We start from the raw sequence: 17,365 nt of genomic DNA on the forward strand, positions 1-17,365 counted from the left end.
TCAGGGCTTGCTGAAGCCGTAGCGCTGCAGAATGGCCTGTCCCTGCGGCGATAGCACGTAGCGGGCAAAGCGCTTGGCCTCGACCTGCTGCTGGCTACTGCCGATGGTGGCGATCGGGTAGCTCACCGGCTTGCTGGTGGGCACGGTGAATACGGTGCGTACCTTCTGCGGCATGATGGCTGCATCGGTGGCGTAGACGAAGCCGGCCTCGACCTCGCCGCGCGCCACATAGTCGAGCGACTGGCGCACGCTTTGCGTGTTGATCACCTTGGGCTGCAGCGGCGTCCACTGGCCGGCGGTTTCCAGTGCCTGCTTGCTGTAGCGGCCGACCGGCACGCTGTCCGGATTACCCACTGCGATGCGCTTGACCTCGGCACGGCGCAGGTCGGCCAGCGTGCGCAGCGGCAGCTTGCTGTCGGCCGGCACGATCAGCACCAGGGTGTTGCGGGCAAAGTCCTGGCGGGTGCCGGGTTGCAGCAGGTTTTGCTGCTGGGCCTTGTCCATCGTCTCCTGATCGGCCGAGGCGAACACGTCCACCGGCGCGCCCTTGGCGATCTGCTGCAGCAGCGGACCCGAGGCCGCGAAGTTGAAGCGCACCTTGGCATCAGGGTACTGCTTTTCGTATGCCTGGCCGATGTCCTTGAAGGCGTTGGTCAGGCTGGCTGCGGCGGAGACGGTGATGTCGGCGGCGTGTGCGGCGGCACCGGCGCCCAGCAGGGCCACGATGGCCACTGCGCGGAAAACAGGACGGAAAGGGGTCATGCGAGGCTCTCTGTGTGGAAAGGGGATTTCGTTATGTAGGCGACTATATCACGCATGCCCCGATGCGCTTATCCGTCGAAGTGCTTAGGGATGATCAGAATTCGTTCTGGATCGCCTTGTAGCCCTGCACCAGCGCATTATTGGTACGCGCCACGTCCTCGGAAAACTCGCTGGCATCCGCCGGCACCTGCGGCAGCGAGGCCAGGTCGGTATCCGGACCGATGCGCTCGGTGGAGTGCACATAGAAGCCCGGCGGCAGGTGCACGCCATCCACCACCGCGTTGTAGCGCACCACACAGCCGTCATCGACGGTGCAGTTGAACAGCACGCTGTTGAAGCCGATGAACACGCCATTGCCCACCGTGCAGGGGCCGTGCACGATGGCGCGGTGTGCGATGGAGGTGCGCTGTCCGATGGTCACCGCGGCACCGGATTTGGAGTGGATCACCACACCATCCTGGATGTTGGAATGGGCGCCGATCACCAGCGGTTCGATCTCGCCGCTGGCGTTCATCTCGTCGGCGCGAATCACGGCGTAGGGGCCGATAAATACATTCTCTTCCACGACCACCTTGCCGCACAGGATGGCGGTGGGGTCGACGAAGGCGCTGGGGTGGATCTGCGGCAGATCGCCGCGGGGGTTCTTGCGGATCATGGGGTACTTCCTTTGCTTGCTGAATGGGGCCGGTGCCGGATTGCGGGCGTGACGAGGCACGCCGAAGGCATCCGGGCCCGGCGGATTGAAAAACGGAAAATTCAGGGAGCGCCGGCACAGGCGGCGCACAGGCCGTGCGCGAACGCAGGGGGGCGCAGAAGCGCCGCAAAGAATTGCTGGATCGTGCTGAAAAACTGCATGGCAACGCGCTGAGCTTAGCGCGCCTGCAGAAACTGCGTCGCCGGTAATGGCAAAACGCGGCAGACAAAAAAGGCCGCCCAAAAGGCGGCCAAGAGGTGAACCGAAGTCTAGTTATGCACTGCAGTTACACGCGGCGCGGACGCACCAGCTGCCACGCACGCCCCAGATACGTCACGCTCGCAAATCCGCTCCACACGTGCACCAGACGGGTGAACGGGAAGATCACGAACAGCGTCATGCCCATGAACAGGTGCAGCTTGAACACCCAGGAAGCATCGGCGATGAAGCTGGCGGCATCCCCCTGGAAGGTAACGACATGCTGCGCCCAGCTCATCAGCAACACCATCTGGTGGCCATCGAGGTGCCCGGCAGACACGGCAATGGTCGACAGGCCCAGCAGCAGCGTGACCAGAATCCAGATCATGACCAGCTTGTCACGCCAGGTGGTGTTGGCCGCCAGGCGCTCGTTGCCGAAACGGCGCGCCAGCAGCATCAACACCCCGATCAGGCACATCACGCCAAAAATACCGCCCATGACCATGGCAAAGACCTGCTTCTGGCCGTGGGTGATGCCCAGCGTGTCCCACACGATCACCGGCGTCAGCAGGCCGACCAGATGGCCGAAGAACAGACCCAGGATGCCGACGTGGAACAGGATGTTGGCCATGCGCAGGTTGCCGCGGTACAGCACCTGGCTGGATTCCGACTTCCACGAATACTGCTCGCGGTCGAAGCGGATCAGGCTGCCCAGCAGGAAGATGGTCAGCGCGATGTACGGATAGATTCCGAAAACGAATTGGTGCAGATAGCTCATGAGGATTCTCCCGGCTCTCAGCAGGCGGCCGCCGGGGCGGGCCGCTGCGCGTAAAAGTTGATCGGTGCCACGGCAGGCAGGGACGGCTTGAGCAGCGGCTCGACGCCATCCACGCCGGGGCCGAAGGTTTCCATGGCTTCATCCATGTCGCGCACGGGCGGCACGGTGAGCGGCAGCGGCGCCACGGGCGAGAGGCTGACCACCGCCTGCAGCACGCCGGCGTATTCCGAGCCGTTGCCTTGCAGCTTGCCGGCCACGTAGTGCAGCACGTGCACCGCATCGCCCAGCAGGCGCGTGGCCTCGTCCGGCTCGCACTGGGCGAGGAATTCCAGGAACAGCGGCACATAGTCCGGCAGCTCTTCGCACACCGGCTCGAAGCCGTGCGCCTTGTACTCTTCCATCAGGTCCACCATGGCCTGGCCGCGAGCGCGGTCCTCGCCATGGATGTGCTCGAATAGGTGCAGCGAGTGCGAAGGATTGCGGTCGAAGGTGGCCACATAGGCCTCCTGCAGCGTGATCAGCTCGGTGCCCTGCAGCCGCGCCAGCAGCGGCTCGACCGCGGCCAGCAGCGCCGGCCGGGTGGACAGCGCGCTTCTGATCTCAGGCAAAGCTTCGATCAGTTCCTGTTCGGGATAACACAACAATGCCGAACATGCCTGGTAATGCAAAGATGTCATCACCTTCTCCTTATTTCTCGCGGTTGGCCTTGAGCTGCTTGCGCATGTCGTGGAACACGATGGGCGACGCCTTCTTGCGGCCGAACAGGCTTTCCTGGCTGGTGCCGGTGGAGCAGCCGTTGCCGAAGGTAAAGCCGCAGGCCGCCTTCTCGTCGAAGGTGTTTTCCACCACTTCCTTGTGCGAGGTGGGGATGACGAAGCGGTCCTCGTAGTTGGCGATGGCCATGATCTGGTACATCTCTTCCACCTGCGCGCCGCTCAGGTGCGTGCCGGCCAGCGTGCTCTCGTCGGTGACTTTCTCCACGCTCTTCTTGCGCATGTAGCGGCGCATGGCGACCATGGTTTCCAGCGCCTGGATCACCGGTTCTTCCTTGCCGGCCGTGAGCAGGTTGGCCAGGTACTGAATCGGGATGCGCAGGTCCTTCACGTCGGGGATGATGCCGTTCTCGCCGATCAGGCCGTTTTCCATGGCGCTCTGAATCGGGGACAGCGGCGGGATGTACCACACCATCGGCAGCGTGCGGTATTCCGGGTGCAGCGGGAAGGCCACCTTCCATTCCATCGCCATCTTGTAGACGGGGGATTTCTTCGCGGCGTCCAGCCAGGCTTCGGGGATGCCCTGCTTGCGCGCTTCCTCGATGATGGCGGGGTCGTGCGGGTTCAGGAACAGGTCGAGCTGGGCCTGGTACAGGTCCTGTTCGTCCTGCATGCTGGCAGCGGCTTCGATCTTGTCGGCGTCATACAGCAGCACGCCCAGATAGCGGATGCGGCCCACGCAGGTTTCGGAGCACACGGTGGGCTGGCCGGCCTCGATGCGCGGATAGCAGAAGATGCATTTCTCGGCCTTGCCGCTGGTCCAGTTGTAGTAGATCTTCTTGTACGGGCAGCCGCTGATGCACATGCGCCAGCCGCGACACTTGTCCTGGTCGATCAGCACGATGCCGTCGTCCTCGCGCTTGTAGATCGAGCCGCTCGGGCAGGAAGCCACGCAGGTGGGGTTGAGGCAGTGCTCGCACAGGCGCGGCAGGTACATCATGAAGGTGTTCTCGAAGGCCGAGTACATATCCTTCTGGATGCCTTCGAACAGCGCGTCCTTGGCGCGCTTGTGGAACTCGCCGCCCAGGTCGTCTTCCCAGTTCGGGCCCCACTCGATCTTGTCCATCTTCTTGCCGGTCAGCACCGAGACGGGGCGCGCCGTGGGCGGCGTCTTCATCTCGGGGGCGTTCTGCAGGTGCTCGTAGTCGTAAGTGAACGGCTCGTAGTACTCGTCGATCTGCGGCAGGTTGGGATTGGCGAAGATGTTGGACAGGATCTTGGCCTTGCCGCCCTGCTTGGGCTGCAGCTTGCCGGCCTCATCCAGCACCCAGCCGCCTTTCCATTGCTCCTGGTCTTCCCAGTTCTTCGGAAAGCCGATGCCGGGCTTGGTTTCCACGTTGTTGAACCAGGCGTATTCCACGCCGTCGCGGCTGGTCCAGACGTTCTTGCAGGTGACCGAGCAGGTGTGGCAACCGATGCACTTGTCCAGGTTCAGCACCATGCCGATTTGCGCTCTGATTTTCATGGCAGATTTCTCCAGAATTCTTGCTGTGGGCAGCGGGCGGATCGCGCCGCCCGCAGGTGCCTTACTTGGGCTGGTCCATCCAGTCCACGTTCTTCATCTTGCGCACCACCACGAACTCGTCGCGGTTGGCGCCCACGGTGCCGTAGTAGTTAAAGCCGTAGCTGTACTGGGCATAGCCGCCAATCATGTGGGTCGGCTTGGTCACGGCGCGCGTCACCGAGTTGTGGATGCCGCCGCGCTTGCCGCTCATCTCGGCGCCGGGCACGTTCACGATCTTTTCCTGCGCGTGGTACATCAGCGTCATGCCCTGCGGAATGCGCTGGCTGACCACGGCGCGGGCCGTGAGCGTGCCGTTGACGTTGAATACCTCGATCCAGTCGTTGTCGACGATGCCGGCCGCCTGCGCGTCCTTCTCGCTGATCCATACGTGCGGGCCGCCGCGCGAGAGCGTGAGCATGCGCAGGTTGTCGCTGTAGGTGCTGTGAATGCCCCACTTCTGGTGCGGCGTCAGGAAGTTCAGCAGGATTTCGGTGTTGCCGTTGGGCTTGTGCTTGTGCACCGCCGCCGTGGTCTTCAGGTCGACCGGGGGCTTGTACAGGCACAGGCTTTCGCCGAAGGCGCGCATCCACTGGTGATCCTGGTAGAACTGCTGGCGGCCGGTCAGGGTGCGCCACGGGATCAGCTCGTGCACGTTGGTGTAGCCGGCGTTGTAGCTCACCTCTTCGCTTTCCAGGCCGGACCAGATCGGCGAGGAAATGATCTTGCGCGGCTGCGCCTGGATGTCGCGGAAGGTGATGTGGTCATGCTCGCGCGGAATCGCCAAGTGCGTATGGTCGCGCCCGGTGATCTTGCTCAGCGACTCCCAGGCCTTGACGGCGACGTGGCCGTTGGTTTCCGGCGCCAGCGTCAGAATCATCTCGGCGGCGTCGATGGCGGTATCGAGTTTGGGCTGGCCCTTGGCCACGCCGTCCTGCACCACCTTGTTCATGCCGCGCAGTTTTTCGATCTCGTGGCCGGTTTTCCAGGCCATGCCCTTGCCGCCGTTGCCCACTTTTTCCATCAGCGGGCCGATGGAGGTAAACTTCTGGTAGATCTGGTGGTAGTCGCGCTCGACCACCGTCATCGCCGGCATGGTCTTGCCGGGAATGGGCTCGCATTCGCCCTTCTTCCAGTCGCGCGGGTCGAACGGCTGGCCCAGTTCCTGCGGGGAGTCGTGCATCAGCGGGGTGAGCACCAGGTCCTTCTGCACGCCCAGGTAGTCGCCGCCGACTTCGCTGATCGCCTTGGCAAAGCCCTTGTAGATCTCCCAGTCGGTCTTGCTCTGCCACAGCGGCTGCACGGCCTCGCTCAGCGGGTGGATGAAGGGGTGCATGTCGGACGTGTTCAGGTCGTCCTTTTCGTACCAGGTGGCCGTGGGCAGCACGATGTCGCCGTACAGGCAGGTGGTGCTCATGCGGAAGTCCAGCACCACCAGCAGGTCCAGCTTGCCTTCGGCGGCAGGGCGCACGGTGATTTCGCTCGGGGTGATGCAGTGCGCCTCGTCGCTCATCACGGCGTTCTGCGTGCCCAGCAGGTACTTCAGGAAGTACTCGTGGCCCTTGCCGGAAGAACCCAGGATGTTGGAACGCCACACGAAAAGGTTGCGCGGGAAGTTCTTCGGGTTGTCCGGGTCGTTGCAGGCCATGTCGATGGAGCCGTTCTTCAGGCCCTCGACCGTGTAGGCCACCGGGTCCTGACCGGCATCGGCCGCCTGGCGCGTGATGTCCAGCGGGTTGGTGGTGAGCTGCGGCGCCGACGGCAGCCAGCCCATGCGCTCGGCCTTGGCGTTGTAGTCGATCAGCGACAGGCTGGCCATGGAGCCGTCGGCCGTCGGGCAGAGGATCTCGTTCACGCCAAGCTTTTCGTGGCGCCACTGGCTGGTGTGGGCGTAGAAGAAGCTGGTGCCGTTCATCTGGCGCGCCGGGCGGTTCCAGTCGGCGCCGAAGGCCAACGGGGCCCAGCCGCTTTGCGGGCGCAGCTTTTCCTGGCCCACGTAGTGGCACCAGCCACCGCCGCTCTGGCCGATGGCACCGCACAGCATCAGCATGTTGATGATGCCGCGGTAGGTCATGTCCATGTGGTACCAGTGGTTCAGGCCGGCACCGACGATCACCATGCTCTTGCCCTGGGTCTGGTCGGCGTTCTGCGCAAACTCGCGCGCCACCTGGATCACCATTTCGGGCTTCACGCCGGTGTGCTTCTGCTGCCAGGCCGGGGTGTAGGGCACGTCATCCATGTAGCTCGTGGCCACGTTGCCGCCGCCCAGGCCGCGGTCGATGCCGTAGTTGGCGGCCATCAGGTCGAACACGGTGGCGACCAGTGCGCTGCTGCCATCGGCCAGCGTGATGCGCTTGGCCGGCACGTTGCGCGTGAGCAGCTCGTCGTGCTCGGCGCCGAAATACGGGAAGCCGACGCCGACCACTTCATCCTGCTTGCCCAGCAGGGTGAGTTGTGCCTTCACCTCGCGGCCGCTGCCGCCGTCGCGGTGCTCCAGATTCCACTTGCCGGTCTTGCCCTCGGGCTGGCCCCAGCGGAAGCCGATGGAACCGTTGGGCGCCACGATGTCGCCGGTCAGCTCGTCGATCTGCAGCGTTTTCCAGTCGGGGTTGTTGTCCTCGCCCAGGTTGTTGGCGAGCTGGCTGGCGCGCAGGAAGTACTCCGGCACATGGCGGCCGTCCTTTTCGACCAGACGCACCAGCATCGGCATGTCGGTCAGGCGACGGATGTAGTCGGTGAAGTATTCGCTCGGCTTCTCGAGGTGGAATTCCTTGAAGATGACGTGGCCCATGGCCATGGCCAGCGCTGCATCGGTGCCCTGCTTGGGCGCCAGCCAGATGTCGCCGAACTTGGCCATTTCGCCAAAGTCGCTGGACACGGCCACGGTCTTGGTGCCCTTGTAGCGCACTTCGGTATAGAAGTGGGCATCGGGCGTACGCGTCATCGGCACGTTGGAACCCCACACCATCAGGTAGGTGGAGTTGTACCAGTCGGCCGATTCGGCCACGTCGGTCTGCTCGCCCCAGACCTGCGGGCTGGCCGGCGGCAGGTCGCAGTACCAGTCGTAGAAGGACAGCGGCACGCCACCAATCAGGCTCAGGTAGCGGCTGCCGGCAGCGTAGCTCACCATGGACATGGCCGGAATCGGCGAGAAGCCGATCACGCGGTCAGGGCCGTAGTTCTTGATAGTGTAGGCGTTGGCGGCAGCCACCATCTCGTTCACTTCATCCCAGGTTGCGCGCACAAAGCCGCCCTGGCCGCGGCGGGACTTGTATTCCTTCGCCTTCTCGGGGTTCTGGCTGATGCTTTGCCAGGCGTCGATGGCGCCCAGGCTCTTGCGCGCTTCGCGCCACATCTGCATCAGCTTGCCGCGCACCATAGGGTACTTCACGCGCTGGGCCGAGTACACGTACCAACTGTAGGAAGCGCCACGCGGGCAGCCACGCGGCTCGTGGTTGGGCAGGTCCGGGCGGGTGCGGGGGTAGTCGGTCTGCTGGGTTTCCCAGGTGATCAGGCCGTTTTTCACGTACACCTTCCAGCTGCAGGAGCCGGTGCAGTTCACGCCGTGCGTGCTGCGCACGACCTTGTCATGCTGCCAGCGCTGGCGGTACGCGTCTTCCCACTGGCGGTCTTCTTTCACCACCGCGCCGTGGCCGTTGGAGAAGGTGGCTTTCACCTTGCTCATGAATTTCAGTCGGTCGAGAAAATGGCTCATGGTGCCTCCGTTTGCGCCCAGGTGCGGCACCGCGCCGCCTGCCTGGTCCATGGATACAAGTCTAGAAATCCGGGGGGTTTCGAGGTATTCGCCAGTGGGGGCTGGCGGGGGCGGCGTAAGGCGGATGCCGCCTACGCCTTTCGGGGGAGAGGGATCAGCACGGCACCTCGGCGTTCTTGCGCGCGTAGTACCACCAGTTGATCAGCACGCAGCTCACGTAGAACACGATGAAGCCGTACAGCGCCGCTTCCACGCCCCCGGTCAGCTCGATCGAGGTGCCGTAGCTTTTGGGAATGAAGAAGCCACCGTAGGCAGCCAGTGCGGCCGAGAAGCCCAGCACGGCAGCGGCTTCCTTGTTGGCGCTGGCCACGGCCTGCTGCTGCGCTTCGCCGCCCTTGCCGGCGGCCAGGCGCTGGTGCAGCGTGGAGAAGATGGCCGGCACCTGCATGAAGGTGGAGCCGTTGCCGATGCCGGTCAGCGCGAACAGCGCCAGGAAGCAGGCAAAGAAGCCCCAGAAGTTGCCGCCCTGGCCGCCATGCGGCAGGAAGGCCAGCACACCCATCACGCCGGCGATCATGCCAAGGAACACGAACTGCGTGACCTTGGCCCCGCCGATCTTGTCGCTCAGCCAGCCGCCGAAGGGGCGGGACAGACCGCCCACCAGAGCGCCCAGGAAGGCGTACTGCGTGGGATTGACGCCGGCAAACTGGCTCTTGATCAGCAGCGGGAAGCCGGCGGCAAAACCGAGGAAGGAGCCGAAGGTACCCAGATACAGCCAGCACATCAGCCAGTTGTGCTTGCGCGAGAAGATCACGGCCTGATCGGCAAAGGAGGCCTTGGCCGAAGCGATGTCATTCATGCCGAACCAGGCGGCCAGCGAGGACACGATGATGAACGGCACCCAGACGAAACCGGCGTTCTGCAGCCAGATCTGCTTGGTCTGGTCGCCCTTGACCCAGATCTGCGATTCGCCGCCAATGGCGCCGAACACGCCCATGGTGATGATCAGCGGCACCACGAACTGCACCACCGAAACACCCAGGTTGCCCAGGCCGGCATTCAGGCCCAGCGCCGTGCCCTTCTCCGCCTTGGGGAAGAAGAAGCTGATATTGGCCATGCTGGAGCTGAAGTTGCCGCCGCCGAAGCCGCACAGCAGTGCCAGCATCATCATGGTGACGTAGCTGGTGTTGGGGTTCTGCACCGCCAGGCCCAGGCCGATGGCCGGAATCAGCAGACTGGCCGTGGTCAGCGTGGTCCAGAGCCGGCCGCCGAAGATCGGCACCATGAAGGAATAGAAAATGCGCAGCGTCGCGCCCGACAGCGCCGGCACCGCGGCCAGCCAGAACAGCTGGTTGGGCGTGTACTTGAAGCCGATGTTGGGCAGGTTGACCACCGCCACGCTCCACACCTGCCAGATGGCAAACGCGAGCAGCAAGGCGGGGATCGAGATCCAGAGGTTGCGGCGCGCAACGGCGCGGCCCTCCTGTTGCCAGAAGGCGGAATTCTCCGGCTCCCAGCGGGTCAGAACATGTGCACTCATGGTGTTGTCTCCCAGGCCGCACGCGGCGGCCCATCAGGTGAAGAAAGGGATGGAAGGAATCAGGCAGCGGCAGGCAGTGCCTGCTGCTGGCGCGCCAGCGGCTTGAAGGAGAAGTGCATCCACACCAGGCTCACGCACACGCAGCCGTAGAGCAGCATGAAGGCGCTGGTGCGCACGCCGGTGATGTCCAGCAGCGCGCCGAACATGATGGGCAGCAGGAAACCGCCCAGGCCACCGGCCAGACCCACCACGCCGGAGACGGCGCCGATATTGGTGGGGAATTCATCCGCGATGAACTTGAAGACGGAGGCCTTGCCCACGGCCATGGCCACACCAACGCCGAACAGCAGCACGGTGAACATGGTGGCGCTCAGGCCGATGTGGAAGGTCTGCGGACCCTTGGTGGTCTGGATCACGAAATCGGTCTGCGGATAGGACAGGATGAAGAAGGCCACCCAGCAGATCCACATCACGGCCCAGGTCACCTTGTAGGCACCGAACTTGTCGCTCAGCCAGCCGCCCACGGCGCGCAGCACGCCACCGGGCAGGGAGAAGGCAGCAGCCAGGAAGGCGGCGTGCTTCAGGTCAAAGCCGTATTCACCGACGTAGTACTTGGTCATCCACAGCGCCAGCGCCACATAGCCGCCGAACACCACGGAGTAGTACTGGCAGTAGCGCAGCACGGCGGGGTCTTTCATCAGCGCCAGCTGTTCGCCCAGCGTGACCTTGGAAGACACCAGGTGCTTGGGATCGCTGTACGAGAAGAACCAGAACAGGATGGCCGTGACCAGCATGATGGCGGCATACACCGTCGGCACCATCTGCCAGCCCCAGGCGGCGATGATGGAGGGGGCGATCAGCTTGGTCAGCGAAGAACCGGCGTTGCCGGCGCCGAACACGCCCATGGCCATGCCCTGCTGGTCCTTGCGGAACCAGCGCGCCACATAGGGCGTGCCGACCGAGAAGGAACCGCCGGCCAGACCGACGAACAGGCCGATCACCAGAAAGTGCCAGTACTCGGTGGCGTACTGCATGACGAAGATCGGCACCACGCAAGCCAGCATCAGCAGGAACAGCACGATGCGGCCGCCGAAACGGTCGGTCCAGATGCCCAGCGGCACGCGGATCAGCGAGCCCGAAAGCACCGGCGTTGCCGCCAGAATGCCGAACTCGGTCTCGTTCAGACCGAGCTTCTGCTTGATCGGAATGCCGAGCACGGCGAACATCATCCAGATCATGAAGCAGACAGTGAACGCGACCGTGCTGGATGTAAGCACCGCGTACTGCTTGGTGGTTTGGGAAGCCATGGTGGATACCTCGTGGATGGAACAGCTTCCACGATAGGCGTCCGTGCCCTTTGCTTCCATCCACCGCACAGGCGGAGAAGTCCCTGCGGATGGCGGGGGATTGCTCCGCCGAAAGGATTAGGCGGGGTCGTTCTTGCGGGCTGGCGTGTTGCCGGTGCTACAAAAACAGCAAAGGCCTGCCATCACTGGCAAGCCTCTGTTCACGTTCAGTCAGCGCTGCGTCGCTGCATCATGGGCCGCAGCGCTACATGGCCGGGCTTACACGCCCCAGACCACGTCCTTGCCTTCGGCCAGGCTCAGCTTGAGCAGGTTCAGGAAGGGTTCTGCGCGCACATGGAAGGGGATGTCGTCGTAGTTTTCGTCATCATCCTCGTTGCTGTCTTCATCCTTGGGGGCCTGCTGCTTCTCGTGCGAAGCCTTCATGGCCTGCTGCAGGGCGTCGATGGCGTCCTGCATGGCGGCGACCTGGATCACGCCGCGCTCGGACGGCTCACGGCCGAGCGCCGCGAGGACCTTGTCGCCATGGGGTTGCATCATGATGACGTCGGCAGCTGCCTGGGATTTGAACTTGTACAGCATGGTTTTCTCCTCTCACGGGTTGTCGGTCTGATGCAGACATTCTAGGCCCAATGTAGCACGTTCCCGCCACAAGTCGATGACATGCGGCCCGTGCCGCCACCGCCGCGACATCGTCAGCGCCCGTCCGCCCAGAACCAGCAGCGATCCAGACGGAAAAGCGAACATGGCGTCCGACTGTCCATCCCTCTCCGAACCCTTCGGCAGACTGTCACGAAATCTTCATTTTGATATTTCAATAATTGTTGTATAGTCAAACCATGCACACCGAACAAGCTGCCACCCTGCTCGACGCACTGGCCTCCGGCCCGCGACTGGAAATCTTCCGCCTGCTGGTCCGCACCGGCCCACAGGGCCTGGTTGCGGGCGAACTGGCGGCGGCCCTCGGCCTGCCGCCCACCAACCTGTCCTTCCACGCCAAAACGCTGACGCAGGCCGGCCTGCTCAGCGTGGAGCAGGAGGGCCGCTACCAGCGCTACCGCGCCAGCATCCCGCTCATGCTCGATCTGATCGGCTACCTCACCGAAGAGTGCTGTGCTGGCCATCCCGAAGAGTGCGCCGGCATGCGCAAGGCATCCAGCTGTGCGCCCGAACTGCTGCCGCCCCTGTCTACGGAGCGCACCGGCTCGGCCTGCTGAAACGCGTCGACAACACGCCTCTCCCATTGCCCCGGAGTTTTCCATGAACGCCCCTTCCCGCCCCTTCAACGTCCTCGTCCTGTGCACCGGCAACTCCGCCCGCAGCATCCTGGCAGAAGCTCTTTTCAATCGCATCGGCCAGGGCAAGTTCCAGGCTTACAGCGCTGGCAGCCACCCCACCGGCTTTGTCCAGCCGATTGCGCTGGAATTGCTGGAATCGGTCGGCATGCCGACCGAAGGCCTGCGCAGCAAGAATTGGGATGAATTCGCCCGACCCGATGCGCCGCACATGGATTTCATCATCACGGTCTGCGACCGTGCCCACGGCGAAGTCTGCCCGCTCTGGCCGGGTACGCCCGTCAGCGCACACTGGGGCTTCCCCGATCCTGCCGCCGCCAGCGGGGATGAAGCGCACCAGCGCTATGCCTACAACGAAGTGCTGCACGGCCTGAGCAACCGCATCCGCCAGTTCGCCAGCCTGCCGCTGGAAGCGCTGGACGCGCTCGCCATCAAGCGCGAGATGGACCGCATCGGCAGCGAGCCGATCGACACCACGGAGCGCAGCGCATGAACGCCCCTACCACCGTTGCCGCCTGCCCGCCGCCTCCGGCGCAGAGCATGAACCTGTTCGAGCGCTACCTGACGCTCTGGGTGTTTCTGTGCATCATCGCCGGCATTGCGCTGGGCCAGCTGTTTCCCGGCCCGTTCCAGGCCATCGGCCGCATGGAAGTGGCCCGGGTCAATCTGCCGGTCGGCCTGCTGATCTGGGTGATGATCATCCCGATGCTGGTCAAGGTCGACTTTGGCGCGCTGGGCGAAATGCGCCAGCACGTCAAGGGCATCGGCGTGACGCTGTTCGTGAACTGGCTGGTCAAGCCCTTCAGCATGGCCTTTCTGGGCTGGCTGTTCATCCGCAACCTGTTTGCGCCCATGCTGCCGCCGGACCAGATCGACAGCTACATCGCCGGCCTGATCCTGCTGGCCGCCGCACCGTGCACCGCCATGGTGTTCGTCTGGAGCCGGCTGACCAACGGCCATCCGCTGTTCACGCTGTCGCAGGTGGCGCTGAACGACACCATCATGGTGCTGGCGTTTGCGCCACTGGTGGGCCTGCTGCTGGGCATCGCCTCCATCCACGTGCCGTGGGACACGCTGCTAACCTCGGTGGTGCTGTACATCGTGATTCCGGTGATCATCGCCCAGCTCTGGCGCAAGGCGCTGCTGCGCCGCGGCCAGGCGGCGTTCGATGCCGCCATGGCGCGCATCGGGCCCTGGTCCATGGCGGCGTTGCTGGCCACGCTGGTGCTGCTGTTCGCCTTCCAGGGCGAAGCGATCCTGAAGCAGCCGCTGGTGATCGCGCTGCTGGCGGTGCCGATCCTGATCCAGGTGCTGTTCAACTCGGCGCTGGCCTACTGGCTCAACCGCGCCGTCGGCGAAAAGCACAACGTGGCCTGCCCGTCGGCGCTGATCGGTGCCTCCAACTTCTTCGAGCTGGCCGTGGCAGCCGCCATCAGCCTGTTCGGCTTCGAATCAGGCGCGGCGCTGGCCACCGTGGTGGGCGTGCTGATCGAGGTCCCGGTGATGCTGCTGGTGGTGCGGGTGGTGAATGCGAGCAAGGGGTGGTACGAACGGACAACGTGACGCCATCTGTGCCCTGCATTCGCACAGGTGTGATATTCGCTATGATGAAAGTGGATAGTGCTTGGAGCACTCCCCGACGAAAGTAAAAAAATGAACGTGTTCCAGTGGCTCAATGACCAGTTGCTGCGCATGCAGTGGCTGCATGATCTGGTCCGCCTGCTGGTGGAAGACGGCTTCGGCCTGAGCATGGGCAGCCGCATCGGCGGCAGCCTGCATTTCTTCATCTACGACGTCATCAAGATCTTCATCCTGCTGTCGGTGCTGATTTTCGGCATCTCCTGGGTGCAGAGCTACTTCCCGCCCGAGCGCACGCGCAGCATTCTGGGCAACATGCGGGGCGTGCGCGCCAACACCACCGCGGCATTGCTGGGTACCGTCACGCCGTTCTGTTCCTGCTCGTCGATCCCGCTGTTCATCGGCTTTACCGGCGCCGGGCTGCCGCTGGCCGTCACCTTTTCCTTCCTGATTTCCTCGCCGCTGGTCGATCTGGCCTCGGTGATCCTGCTGGCCAGCATCTTCAACTGGCCGATCGCCATCGCCTATGTGGTGGTGGGCCTGGTGCTGGCGGTGATCGGCGGCACGCTGATCGGCCGGGCCGGCATGGAGCGCTACGTGGCCGAGTTCGTGCGCCAGCAGCGCGTGGGCGAAATCGCACTGGAACAGCTCACCCTGAAGGACCGCCTCGCCTTCGCCCGCGAACAGGTCCGGGAAATCGTCAGCCGCGTCTGGCTCTACGTACTGATCGGGGTCGGCATCGGCGCCCTCATCCATAACTGGATCCCGCAGAGCTTCGTCACGGCGCTGCTGGGGCAGGACAAGTGGTGGTCGGTGATCGTCGCCACGCTGATCGGCGTGCCCATGTATGCGGACATTTTCGGCACGCTGCCGATTGCCGAAGCGCTGGTCGGCAAGGGCGTGGGGCTGGGCACGGTGCTGGCCTTCATGATGGCCGTCACCGCGCTCTCGCTGCCATCGCTGATCATGCTGCGCAAGGTGATCGAGCCGCCACTGCTGGCCCTGTTTTTCGTGATCGTGACCGGCGGCATCATGCTGATCGGCTATGTGTTCAACGCCTTTTCCCACCTGCTCCTCTGAGCCTCACCGTTGCAAGGAAACCACCCAATGATCATCAAGGTACTCGGATCCGGTTGCAAGCGCTGCATCACCCTGGGCGACAATGTGGCCGCTGCACTCGCCAACCTGGGCCTGCAGGCGGATATCGTCAAGGTCACCGACTATGCCGATATCGCCGCCCACGGCGTCATGTCCACGCCCGGCCTGGCCATCGACGACAAGGTCGTCTCGGTCGGCAAGGTGCTGACGCCGGCGGAGATCGAGCCGCTGCTGCAGGCTGCGCGCGGCTGAACCGGTCTGATTACGGCCTGCAGCACAGGCTTCCTGCTCCAGGCCCGGTGGCATCCGGGCCTGTGGCATTATTTTTTTCATGGAGGACGACCTCCCCCACGCCATTGTGGGCAACCATGCGGGACGGCCCGGAATGAAGGAGTATTCCATGGCCTGGATCTGGCTCGCTTTCGCCGGCCTGCTTGAAATCGTGTGGGCGGTTGCCATGAAACAATCGGAGGGCTTCACGCGCCTGTGGCCGTCCGTTCTCACCCTGGTCGCCATGGTCGGCAGCGTGCTGCTGCTGGGCCTGGCGATGAAGACCTTGCCGCTGGGCACGGCCTACACGGTTTGGACCGGCATCGGTGCCGTGGGGGCGTTCGTGGTCGGCATCCTGTTCCTGGGTGAGCCGGTTACCGCCATGCGCCTGGTGGCGGCCTCGTTGATCGTGGGGGGACTGGTGCTGATGAAGATGTCGAGCGCCTGAGCCTCCGGCCAAGCCACTTGGCGCCTCCCTCGCCACGCTCAATGGTCTGCCACACCCTGCACCGCCTCCCCGCTGCGCATCATCTGCCGCAGCGCCAACCCGCCCGCCGCCACGGCCAGCACCACCAGGCCCAGGCCGGCGTGCTGCTGGTCATCCTGCAGATAGCTGACGCACAACTGCGACGGCGTCTCCAGATACAGCAGGCCGGCCGTCGCCGTCATCCACGCCAGGTTGCCGGCAAAAAACAGCAGCACCTCGGCATCCATGCGGTACCAGCTCGACGCCAGCAGCCAGCCGGCCAGCCACCAGCTGACGTACTTGAACGCCGCCACCGGCAGCGCCAGCAAGGCCGCATCCAGCATGGACGGCACCATCCACACCACCGTCACCACGGTGACGAAGGTAGCCCCCGTCCAGCCGCGCCAATCCAGCAGTTGTTCCAACCGGCCGGCTCCGCCCTGCATGGGGCGCCGGCGCTGCCACCAGCGCCGCAGGCACCAGCCCGAGGCCATCAGCAGGGGAAACTCCAGCAGCATGTGCAACGCCATGCGGCTTTCCACAAAGTGGCGCAGATCCGGCCAGAACAGCAGCAGCGGCGCCATGGCCAGCAGCACGGACAAGCGGGGCGCCGCGCGGGTGCGCGCCACCAGGGCCGCGATGCCGTCAATCCAGGGGGTGTACTTGGCGCTCATGGCGCTGCCTCCTCGCTCAGCCGGCGGGCATCGGCCAGCGCCTGCGACCAGCCGTCGTAGCCATACAGCCCGCGCAGCCGTCCCTGGCCATCGAGCAGATGGATGGAACCGTTATGCACGAAGCCGCCCATGCCATCCGGAATCACCACCACACCCAGCGAGCGCAGCAGCGCTTCGGCACCAGCCACGCTGCCGGGCACGGCAAAGGTCCACCAGTCCGGATCGGCACGCAGGCTGCCCGCGTAGCTGGCCAGCGCAGCCGGGCTATCGTTCTTCACATCGAAGGACACCGATAGCAGCCGCACGCCGGCATAGGCCGGATCCTGCGCGATTGTGCGTTGCGCCTGCTGGAACTCCGAACCCAGCGCCAGGCAGACCGTCGGGCAGCGGGTGTAGATGAAATCGACCAGGTAGGCCTTTCCGCCCGCATCCGGGTGCGCCCAGGGCAGCACTCCATTCGCCATGGCGGGCACCCCTCTCTCCCCGGTATGGTCAGCTCCAGCGTCAGCCCCAGCCGCCAGCCGCACCGGCACCACCGCCGCCTGCATGCCCCCAGTGCGCGCTGCCACCTGACGTCGCGCCTCGAAGGTCCACACCTCGAAACCCTGCGTGTACCACGTCAGCCAGACCAGCAGCCCCCCTGCCAGCAGAGCGCTCAGCGCCCCGCTCAGGCCGCGCGCGCTGCGTGCCACGGATGCGGGTAGGGCGTCCATGTCCAC

Annotated in this window: 17 protein-coding genes; 6 read left to right on the forward strand and 11 right to left on the reverse strand. The window is 64.3% G+C overall.

Annotated elements, in window-relative coordinates; translation table 11 throughout:
• The 9 genes from modA to KKQ75_RS09385 all read right to left on the reverse strand — a co-directional run bounded on the left by modA (position 1) and on the right by KKQ75_RS09385 (position 11,847).
• On the reverse strand, positions 1 to 762 hold the full coding sequence (gene modA, locus KKQ75_RS09345) for a molybdate ABC transporter substrate-binding protein (protein WP_213361767.1): 762 nt from the start codon (positions 760 to 762) through the stop codon (positions 1 to 3).
• 94 nt (positions 763 to 856) lie between these two features.
• Positions 857 to 1,417, reverse strand: coding sequence for a carbonate dehydratase (locus KKQ75_RS09350; protein WP_213361770.1), 561 nt, complete (start codon positions 1,415 to 1,417; stop codon positions 857 to 859).
• A 325-nt stretch (positions 1,418 to 1,742) separates the two neighbouring features.
• Positions 1,743 to 2,432 carry a respiratory nitrate reductase subunit gamma gene (gene narI / locus KKQ75_RS09355; protein ID WP_213361772.1) on the reverse strand — a complete coding sequence of 230 codons (690 nt, stop codon included), beginning with the start codon at positions 2,430 to 2,432 and terminating at the stop codon, positions 1,743 to 1,745.
• Between the two features lie 17 nt (positions 2,433 to 2,449).
• On the reverse strand, positions 2,450 to 3,109 hold the full coding sequence (narJ, locus tag KKQ75_RS09360) for a nitrate reductase molybdenum cofactor assembly chaperone (RefSeq protein WP_213361775.1): 660 nt from the start codon (positions 3,107 to 3,109) through the stop codon (positions 2,450 to 2,452).
• Positions 3,110 to 3,119: 10 nt separating this feature from the next.
• The gene (narH, locus tag KKQ75_RS09365) at positions 3,120 to 4,670 is read right to left on the reverse strand and encodes a nitrate reductase subunit beta (RefSeq protein WP_213361777.1); all 1,551 of its coding nucleotides are present in this window, start codon (positions 4,668 to 4,670) and stop codon (positions 3,120 to 3,122) included.
• Positions 4,671 to 4,731: 61 nt separating this feature from the next.
• Complete coding sequence (locus KKQ75_RS09370; RefSeq protein ID WP_213361778.1) at positions 4,732 to 8,421, reverse strand: nitrate reductase subunit alpha; 3,690 nt, start codon at positions 8,419 to 8,421, stop codon at positions 4,732 to 4,734.
• A 154-nt stretch (positions 8,422 to 8,575) separates the two neighbouring features.
• Positions 8,576 to 9,961, reverse strand: coding sequence for a NarK family nitrate/nitrite MFS transporter (locus KKQ75_RS09375; protein ID WP_213361779.1), 1,386 nt, complete (start codon positions 9,959 to 9,961; stop codon positions 8,576 to 8,578).
• Positions 9,962 to 10,020: 59 nt separating this feature from the next.
• Entirely contained in the window at positions 10,021 to 11,268 is a 1,248-nt protein-coding gene (locus KKQ75_RS09380) for an MFS transporter (protein WP_213361782.1), read from the reverse strand.
• A gap of 258 nt (positions 11,269 to 11,526) precedes the next feature.
• Complete coding sequence (locus KKQ75_RS09385) at positions 11,527 to 11,847, reverse strand: DUF1840 domain-containing protein (protein ID WP_213361784.1); 321 nt, start codon at positions 11,845 to 11,847, stop codon at positions 11,527 to 11,529.
• A 257-nt stretch (positions 11,848 to 12,104) separates the two neighbouring features.
• Here KKQ75_RS09385 and KKQ75_RS09390 point away from each other — a divergent pair, with 257 nt between their 5' ends.
• The 6 genes from KKQ75_RS09390 to KKQ75_RS09415 all read left to right on the forward strand — a co-directional run bounded on the left by KKQ75_RS09390 (position 12,105) and on the right by KKQ75_RS09415 (position 15,954).
• The gene (locus KKQ75_RS09390) at positions 12,105 to 12,482 is read left to right on the forward strand and encodes an ArsR/SmtB family transcription factor (protein ID WP_213361786.1); all 378 of its coding nucleotides are present in this window, start codon (positions 12,105 to 12,107) and stop codon (positions 12,480 to 12,482) included.
• A gap of 43 nt (positions 12,483 to 12,525) precedes the next feature.
• A complete protein-coding gene (locus KKQ75_RS09395; protein ID WP_213361788.1) occupies positions 12,526 to 13,053 on the forward strand; it encodes an arsenate reductase ArsC in 528 nt (175 codons plus the stop codon).
• Positions 13,050 to 14,123: an ACR3 family arsenite efflux transporter gene (arsB, locus tag KKQ75_RS09400; RefSeq protein ID WP_213361789.1), complete on the forward strand. Its 1,074-nt coding sequence runs from the start codon at positions 13,050 to 13,052 to the stop codon at positions 14,121 to 14,123. Before KKQ75_RS09395 ends, arsB begins: the two co-directional genes overlap by 4 nt.
• 90 nt (positions 14,124 to 14,213) lie before the next feature.
• The gene (locus KKQ75_RS09405) at positions 14,214 to 15,218 is read left to right on the forward strand and encodes a permease (RefSeq protein WP_213361791.1); all 1,005 of its coding nucleotides are present in this window, start codon (positions 14,214 to 14,216) and stop codon (positions 15,216 to 15,218) included.
• A 27-nt stretch (positions 15,219 to 15,245) separates the two neighbouring features.
• A complete protein-coding gene (locus KKQ75_RS09410; RefSeq protein WP_213361792.1) occupies positions 15,246 to 15,488 on the forward strand; it encodes a thioredoxin family protein in 243 nt (80 codons plus the stop codon).
• A 148-nt stretch (positions 15,489 to 15,636) separates the two neighbouring features.
• Positions 15,637 to 15,954, forward strand: a complete 318-nt coding sequence (locus tag KKQ75_RS09415; protein WP_213361794.1) for a DMT family transporter — start codon at positions 15,637 to 15,639, stop codon at positions 15,952 to 15,954.
• Between the two features lie 38 nt (positions 15,955 to 15,992).
• Here the strand turns inward: KKQ75_RS09415 and KKQ75_RS09420 are convergent, their stop codons facing one another.
• Together KKQ75_RS09420 and KKQ75_RS09425 are read right to left on the reverse strand one after the other, a co-directional pair.
• Complete coding sequence (locus KKQ75_RS09420; protein WP_213361797.1) at positions 15,993 to 16,646, reverse strand: hypothetical protein; 654 nt, start codon at positions 16,644 to 16,646, stop codon at positions 15,993 to 15,995.
• On the reverse strand, positions 16,643 to 17,359 hold the full coding sequence (locus KKQ75_RS09425; protein ID WP_213361798.1) for an SCO family protein: 717 nt from the start codon (positions 17,357 to 17,359) through the stop codon (positions 16,643 to 16,645). The genes KKQ75_RS09420 and KKQ75_RS09425 overlap by 4 nt, the downstream gene beginning before the upstream one ends.
• Between the last annotated feature and the right edge of the window lie 6 nt (positions 17,360 to 17,365).

Source organism: Brachymonas denitrificans (assembly GCF_907163135.1).
Lineage (GTDB): Bacteria > Pseudomonadota > Gammaproteobacteria > Burkholderiales > Burkholderiaceae_C > Brachymonas > Brachymonas denitrificans_A.

Excerpts from the sequence above, each read along its gene's own strand:
- modA (WP_213361767.1), bottom strand. The coding sequence starts at position 762 with ATGACCCCTTTCCGTCCTGTTTTCCGCGCAGTGGCCATCGTGGCCCTG.
- KKQ75_RS09350 (WP_213361770.1), bottom strand. The coding sequence starts at position 1,417 with ATGATCCGCAAGAACCCCCGCGGCGATCTGCCGCAGATCCACCCCAGC.
- narI (WP_213361772.1), bottom strand. The coding sequence starts at position 2,432 with ATGAGCTATCTGCACCAATTCGTTTTCGGAATCTATCCGTACATCGCG.
- narJ (WP_213361775.1), bottom strand. The coding sequence starts at position 3,109 with ATGACATCTTTGCATTACCAGGCATGTTCGGCATTGTTGTGTTATCCC.
- narH (WP_213361777.1), bottom strand. The coding sequence starts at position 4,670 with ATGAAAATCAGAGCGCAAATCGGCATGGTGCTGAACCTGGACAAGTGC.
- KKQ75_RS09370 (WP_213361778.1), bottom strand. The coding sequence starts at position 8,421 with ATGAGCCATTTTCTCGACCGACTGAAATTCATGAGCAAGGTGAAAGCC.
- KKQ75_RS09375 (WP_213361779.1), bottom strand. The coding sequence starts at position 9,961 with ATGAGTGCACATGTTCTGACCCGCTGGGAGCCGGAGAATTCCGCCTTC.
- KKQ75_RS09380 (WP_213361782.1), bottom strand. The coding sequence starts at position 11,268 with ATGGCTTCCCAAACCACCAAGCAGTACGCGGTGCTTACATCCAGCACG.
- KKQ75_RS09385 (WP_213361784.1), bottom strand. The coding sequence starts at position 11,847 with ATGCTGTACAAGTTCAAATCCCAGGCAGCTGCCGACGTCATCATGATG.
- KKQ75_RS09390 (WP_213361786.1), top strand. The coding sequence starts at position 12,105 with ATGCACACCGAACAAGCTGCCACCCTGCTCGACGCACTGGCCTCCGGC.
- KKQ75_RS09395 (WP_213361788.1), top strand. The coding sequence starts at position 12,526 with ATGAACGCCCCTTCCCGCCCCTTCAACGTCCTCGTCCTGTGCACCGGC.
- arsB (WP_213361789.1), top strand. The coding sequence starts at position 13,050 with ATGAACGCCCCTACCACCGTTGCCGCCTGCCCGCCGCCTCCGGCGCAG.
- KKQ75_RS09405 (WP_213361791.1), top strand. The coding sequence starts at position 14,214 with ATGAACGTGTTCCAGTGGCTCAATGACCAGTTGCTGCGCATGCAGTGG.
- KKQ75_RS09410 (WP_213361792.1), top strand. The coding sequence starts at position 15,246 with ATGATCATCAAGGTACTCGGATCCGGTTGCAAGCGCTGCATCACCCTG.
- KKQ75_RS09415 (WP_213361794.1), top strand. The coding sequence starts at position 15,637 with ATGGCCTGGATCTGGCTCGCTTTCGCCGGCCTGCTTGAAATCGTGTGG.
- KKQ75_RS09420 (WP_213361797.1), bottom strand. The coding sequence starts at position 16,646 with ATGAGCGCCAAGTACACCCCCTGGATTGACGGCATCGCGGCCCTGGTG.
- KKQ75_RS09425 (WP_213361798.1), bottom strand. The coding sequence starts at position 17,359 with ATGGACGCCCTACCCGCATCCGTGGCACGCAGCGCGCGCGGCCTGAGC.